Here is a 6,180-nt window from a genome sequence, read left to right on the forward strand (position 1 = left end):
ATTGACGGTTGTAGCCGGAGGGGCAGCGGGCGACTTCGCCAAGCCTCGGGCCGGATGGCCATCCGGCCCGAGGCTCAATCGCTTCCATCGCACATAATCATCTCGTGCAGATACAAGGGGCGGCGCCGACGCTCGGAATTGGCCATTCCGACGAAAACTGAAAACTAGACCAGTTCCTCGCTGTGGCGGATATCGACACCATACTCCGCAGCCGAATCCAGCACCGTATGCCAAAGGCTTTCGGCGAAGGTCGCAAACACCAGAAGGTTGAACACCGCCTGCCCATCCGGCCGATCGCCGCCGCGCCAGAGCGTGACGCTGGTGTGATCCATCGATGTCGCGGCGGCGGCGCCAACCGGGAACGTCGTTGGGTGCAAGTCGATCGAAGACAGTTTCGCCAGCATGGTGCGTGCCTTGACGCCCGAAATGCTGATCAAGACCCGTGCATGCGACTGATCCGACAGCGAGGCGGAGCCGGAGAATGCCGGCGTCAACGTCTGCGTCGTGTGCTTGCCGCCGTTTGACAGAACGAAGAACTGATCCGGCCCCGACCAGATCAGCGTGGCATCCGGAGTCTGTACCGCCTTCGGCGCATCCGGTGGCACCGCGCCGAAACGGGCCCTGGCCGCTTTCGCCAGATCAGCCCCTTGGCCGCGCCTCGCCATGATCTGGATCAGGTCAAAATTGCGGATCTCGGTCAGCGAGACGCCGGCCTCGATACCGCGTGCACCATGCACGCCGGCAACAAGCGCCTTTTCAAGGGGACTGCGGGGAGCCCAGGAAAAATCAACCACGCTGGCGCCCTCCATCCGGATCGTAGAAGACGGGATTGCAGAGTTCGACATCGTAGTCTTCGCCGCGCAACGGGTCATGCCCATGCACGATCTCGCCGATGCGTTCGCGGCCGCGTTCGACAAGCGCGAGCCCGATCCACTGATCCGACGTCGGCGAGAAGCAGACCGAGGTGACATAGCCCTGGTCGTTGCCGGGGCCGGGTGTCTGTCCCTTCGGGATGATGTGCGCACCGGAGCGCAGCCGGCGTGCCTTGTCCGTCGGCTTGATGCCGACGACGACCTGCCGGTCCGGGGCTACCAGCGCCTCGCGTCCGGCCATGACGCGGCCGATATAGTCTTTCTTGGTCGACATCATCTTGCCCAGGCCAAGATCGGCCGCCGTCGTCGTGCCGCTCAGTTCCGGTCCGGCGATGTGGCCCTTTTCGACGCGCATGACGCCGAGCGCCTCGGTGCCGTAGGGCGTCACGCCGAATGGCGCGCCGGCCAGCATCAGATTGCGCGCCATGGCATCGCCAAAGCGCGCCGGCACTGAAATCTCGAAAGCCATCTCGCCTGAGAACGAGATACGGAACAGCCGTGCCCTCAGGCCCCCGCGAAGTGCTACTTCGCGCGCGCCCATGAATGGAAAGCCTTCGTTGGAAAGGTCTTCGGCCGGGTCGACGATTTCCCTGAGCAGGTCGCGTGTCTTCGGCCCGGCGATCGAGAATTGCGCCCACTGGTCCGAGACGGAAGTGAGCTGCACGTCGAGCTCCGGGAACAGCACCTGGCGGCAGAATTCGAGATGCTGCATCACCAGCCCGGCCTTGGCCGTGGTGGTGGTCAGAAAATAGTGGTCCTCGGCCAGCCGCGATGTCGTGCCATCGTCATAGACGATGCCGTCCTCGCGCAGCATCAGCCCATAGCGCGCCTTGCCAACGGCGAGGCTGGAGAAGGTGTTGATGTAGACGCGATCGAGAAAGGCGCCGGCATCGGGGCCGTGCACGTCGATCTTGCCGAGCGTCGAGACATCGCAGAAGCCGACGCCGCCGCGCACCGCCTTGACCTCGCGGGTCACCGATTCCAGCCAGTCCTTCTCGCCGGCGCGAGGGTACCATTGCGCACGTTTCCACAGGCCGGTGTCGACGAAGATTGCGCCCTGTTCGGCCGCCCAGTGGTGCGACGGCGTCAGCCGCGTCGCATGAAACGTCTCGTCGCGATGATGACCGGCGAAGGCGCCGATGGCGACCGGCACGTAAGGCGGCCGGTAGATTGTCGTGCCGGTCTCGGGGATCGAACGGCCGCTGACCGCGGCCATGATGGCAAGGCCGGCGACATTGGAGGTCTTGCCCTGGTCGGTCGCCATGCCGAGCGTCGTGTAGCGCTTCAGGTGCTCGACGGATTCAAAGCCTTCGCGTTGCGCCAGTTCGATGTCGGAGGCGGTGACGTCGTGCTGGTAATCGACAAACGCCTTGCCCTTGCCGGCGACGTGCCATAGCGGCGTCAGCGAGAATGCCTCGTCGTCGGCGGCAGGCGCGATACCCACTGTGCCGCTATGTCCCGTGTCACGCGCCGCTGCCGCGCCGGCGGCAAATCCCTCGCTCAGGCAGGCGCCGAGGCCGAAATCGCCATTGGCGGCACCCGCGGCGACCATGCCTGGAGGCGCGCCGTCCGGCACGAAGGCAGATATGTCGTTCTGCCATTTCGGCCGGCCACGATGGTAGGAAGTCAGCCCGACAGCCGGGTTCCAGCCGCCAGAGACCGCGAGGCCGTCCGCTTCGACCTCGGCGCGCGCGCCACCGGTCAGCGAGACCGCGATTTTCCTGACGCCATCCTTGCCGCCATCGACGCCGCTGACGGAACCATGCAGCACCGGGAAGCCGCCCTTGGAGGCCAGCGAACGATGCGCTGGCGACACTTCGGACCGTGCATCGATGACCGCCGCGATCTGCAGGCCGGCCCCGAGTGCAGTCTCGACCGTGCGCCAGCCATCCTCATTGTTGGTGAACAGCGCGAGGCGCTTTGCCGGTGTCGCCGCATAGCGCGCGACATAGGTGCGCATGGCGGACGCCATAATAACACCGGGCGTGTCGTTGCCGGCAAAGACGATCGGCCGTTCGATGGCGCCGGCCGCGACGACGCAGCGCTTCGCCACGATCCGCCACAGCCGCTGTCGCACCTGATGCTGAGGCGGCGAGGGCAGGTGGTCGTTGACCCGCTCGATCGCGCCATAGGCGCCGCCATCGTAGACGCCGAATAGTGCCGTGCGGGTCATGATGCGGACGTCCGGCATATCGGCCAATTCAGCCAGCGTCCGCGACAGCCATTCGGCGGCCGGAACACCATCGATCGTGCCGCCATCCGACAGCAGGCGGCCGCCGGGGACAACATCCTCTTCGCACAGGATGACGCGGGCGCCAGCGCGGCCGGCTGCCAATGCCGCGGCCAAACCGGCCGGACCTGAACCGGCGATCAGCACATCGCAATGCGCCCATGCCTTGTCGTAGTGATCGGGATCGGCGATGCCTGAGGCACGGCCGAGGCCGGCGGCGCGGCGGATCGCCGGCTCGTAGATCGCTTCCCAGAATTTCGCCGGCCACATGAAAGTCTTGTAGTAGAAGCCGGCAACGAAGATCGGCGCGAACAGCTGGTTCACCGACATCAAATCGTGGCGCAGCGACGGCCAACGGTTCTGGCTGGCGGCCTCGAGCCCGTCATAGAGTTCGGCTGTCGTCGCCTTGGTGTTCGGCTCGCGCCGTGCGCCGGTGCGCAGCTCGACCAGCGCGTTGGGTTCTTCCGAACCAGCGGTGAGAATACCGCGCGGGCGATGGTATTTGAATGAGCGGCCGACCAGCTTGACGCCGTTGGCGATCAGCGCGGAGGCGAGCGTATCGCCCTGGAAGCCGGAGAAAGCCTTGCCGTCGAAACGGAAGTTCAGTGGCACCGAGCGGTCGATGAGACCGCCATTGCCGAGCCGATGGGATTGGCTGGAAGTCACGATTGCCGACCCTTCGTCGCTTCGATGTCATGCGGCAGCGTCGAGCCGCCCCTCATCGCCCTGCCGGGCACTTCTCCCCGTATAGTGACGGGGAGAAGGACGCTCTCGTCCACGATTTCGCTAATCATCAACGCTGCAGGAATAGCAGCCAGGTCCCTCTCCCCGTCTCTATACGGGGAGAGGATGCCGGCAGGCAGGTGAGGGGCGGCGCTGACTTGCACAAGAAAATTCATTTCGCGACCTGCCTCGCACCCACGCCAGCCGCCGGCTCAACGGCGGAAATCTCATGCGTCAGCGTGTTGCGGGTGACCTTCAGCCAGGCCCGGCAACCGCCGCCATGGTACCAGTGTTCGCTGGTCTGTCCGGCGACGTTGTCGCGCAGATAGACATAGTTGAAGACCTCGTCTTCCGAGGCGTCGGCGACCGGCCGCACCGGCTTGGCGTCGCCGAGATAGGTGAACTCGCCGAGTTCGCGTTCGCCGCAGAAGGGACAGACAATGCGCATGCTGTTCTAGACCGCCTTCAATGCAGGTTCGGTTGGGCGCCTTGGCCCTTTTCGTCGATCATGGCGCCGGTACGGAACCGGTCGAGACGGAACCGAGCGGCTTCTTCGTGCGATTCGTCGCGCGCCAGCAGATGGGCAAAGACAAAGCCGGAGCCTGGTGTCGCCTTGAAGCCGCCATAGCACCAGCCGGCGTTGAGATAGAGCCCGTCGACCGGCGTCTTGTCGATGATCGGCGAACCGTCCATCGACATGTCCATGATGCCGCCCCACTGGCGCAGCAGGCGCACGCGGCCGATCATCGGCATCAGCGCCATGCCGCCCTCGCAGACGTCCTCCATGACAGGCATGTTGCCGCGTTGGGCGTAGGAATTGTAGCCGTCTATGTCACCGCCGAAGACGAGGCCGCCCTTGTCGGACTGGCTGACGTAGAAATGGCCGGCGCCGAAGGTCATGACACCAGGGATGAGCGGCTTGATCGCCTCGGAGACAAAGGCCTGCAGCACATGGCTTTCGATAGGCAGGCGCAGGCCGGCCATCGCCGCGACGCGCGACGAACTTCCGGCGACCGCCATGCCGACCTTGCCGGCACCGATCTTGCCGCGCGATGTCTCGACGCCGGTCACCTTGCCATTGGCGTCCCTGACGAAGCCGGTGACTTCGCAATTCTGGATGATGTCGACGCCGAGTTCGCTCGCCGCATGGGCATAGCCCCAGACCACCGCATCGTGCCGCGCCGTGCCGCCGCGCCGCTGCAAGAGCCCGCCTTGCACGGGAAAGCGCGCATTGTCGAAGTTCAGGAACGGGATCATCTTCTTGACGGCAGCGAGGTCGAGCAGTTCGGCGTCGATGCCGTTGATGCGCATGGTGTTGCCGCGCCGCGCATAAGCGTCGCGCTGTGCGTCGGAGTGGTAGAGGTTGATGACGCCGCGCTGGCTGACCATCGCATTGTAGTTGAGGTCCTGCTCCATCCGCTCCCACAGCTTCATCGACAATTCGTAGAAGCCGGTGTTGCCGGGCAGGCCGTAATTGGAGCGGATGATGGTGGTGTTGCGGCCGGCATTGCCGGAGCCGATCCAGCCTTTTTCGAGTACGGCGACATTCTTGATGCCGTACTCGCTGGCGAGAAACCAGGCGGTGGCAAGCCCGTGGCCGCCGCCGCCGATGATCACCACGTCGTAGCGATCCTTCGGCGTGGCGTCGCGCCAGGTGCGTTGCCAGTTCTTGTGGCCGGACAGGGCGGCGCGGGCGAGCGAAAAGATCGAATATTTCATCAGTTCATTCCGAGGTCGCTCGCGTCACGCTGGTGGTCAGATATCCAGCGTGTGGTCGCGCTCCCATTGCGTGAAGTGCGAAGCATAGGAATTCCATTCCTGGTGCTTCAGCTTTAGGTAGGCCGACGAGAATTCCTCACCCAGCGCCGCCTTGAGCGATTTGTCCTTGTCGAACTCGCGCAACGCGTCGAGCAGGTTGAGCGGCAGTTTTGGCGCGCCCTTCACCGTGTGCCCATGCTGGTACATGTCGATGTCGTAGCGCTTGCCGGGATCTGCCTTGGAGCGGATGCCGTCGAGGCCGGCGGCGATGATAACCGCCTGCAGCAGATAGGGGTTGGCCGCCCCATCCGGCAGTCGCAGTTCGAAGCGGCCCGGGCCGGGCACGCGCACCATGTGGGTGCGGTTGTTGCCGGTCCAGGTCACTGTATTCGGCGCCCAGGTCGCGCCCGAAATGGTGCGCGGCGCGTTGATGCGTTTGTAGGAATTGACCGTCGGGTTGGTGATCGCGGCCAGCGCCGAGGCATGCTTCATGATGCCGCCGAGGAAATTCCGGCCCTTGGCCGACAGGCCGAGCTCCATCGATTTGTCGGCGAAAACGTTGGTCTTGCCCGATTTATCCCAGACCGAGATATGGGC

General features: G+C 64.7%; 4 protein-coding genes and 1 pseudogene. All 5 read right to left on the reverse strand.

The genetic code is table 11. The features are described 5' to 3' along the window. Nucleotides 1-164: 164 nt before the first annotated feature. Nucleotides 165-794, reverse strand: coding sequence for a sarcosine oxidase subunit gamma family protein (locus EN893_RS14590; RefSeq protein WP_127269576.1), 630 nt, complete (start codon nucleotides 792-794; stop codon nucleotides 165-167). Next, nucleotides 787-3,768 carry a sarcosine oxidase subunit alpha gene (locus tag EN893_RS14595; protein WP_127269577.1) on the reverse strand — a complete coding sequence of 994 codons (2,982 nt, stop codon included), beginning with the start codon at nucleotides 3,766-3,768 and terminating at the stop codon, nucleotides 787-789. The genes EN893_RS14590 and EN893_RS14595 overlap by 8 nt, the downstream gene beginning before the upstream one ends. Nucleotides 3,769-3,997: 229 nt before the next feature. Further along, a complete protein-coding gene (locus EN893_RS14605) occupies nucleotides 3,998-4,273 on the reverse strand; it encodes a sarcosine oxidase subunit delta (protein WP_127269579.1) in 276 nt (91 codons plus the stop codon). A gap of 17 nt (nucleotides 4,274-4,290) precedes the next feature. After that, nucleotides 4,291-5,544, reverse strand: a complete 1,254-nt coding sequence (locus EN893_RS14610) for a sarcosine oxidase subunit beta family protein (protein ID WP_127270293.1) — start codon at nucleotides 5,542-5,544, stop codon at nucleotides 4,291-4,293. A gap of 36 nt (nucleotides 5,545-5,580) precedes the next feature. After that, nucleotides 5,581-6,180: pseudogene (locus EN893_RS14615) on the reverse strand (type III glutamate--ammonia ligase); the annotation flags it as partial.

Source organism: Mesorhizobium sp. M7A.F.Ca.CA.004.04.2.1, assembly GCF_004022825.1.
Lineage (GTDB): Bacteria > Pseudomonadota > Alphaproteobacteria > Rhizobiales > Rhizobiaceae > Mesorhizobium.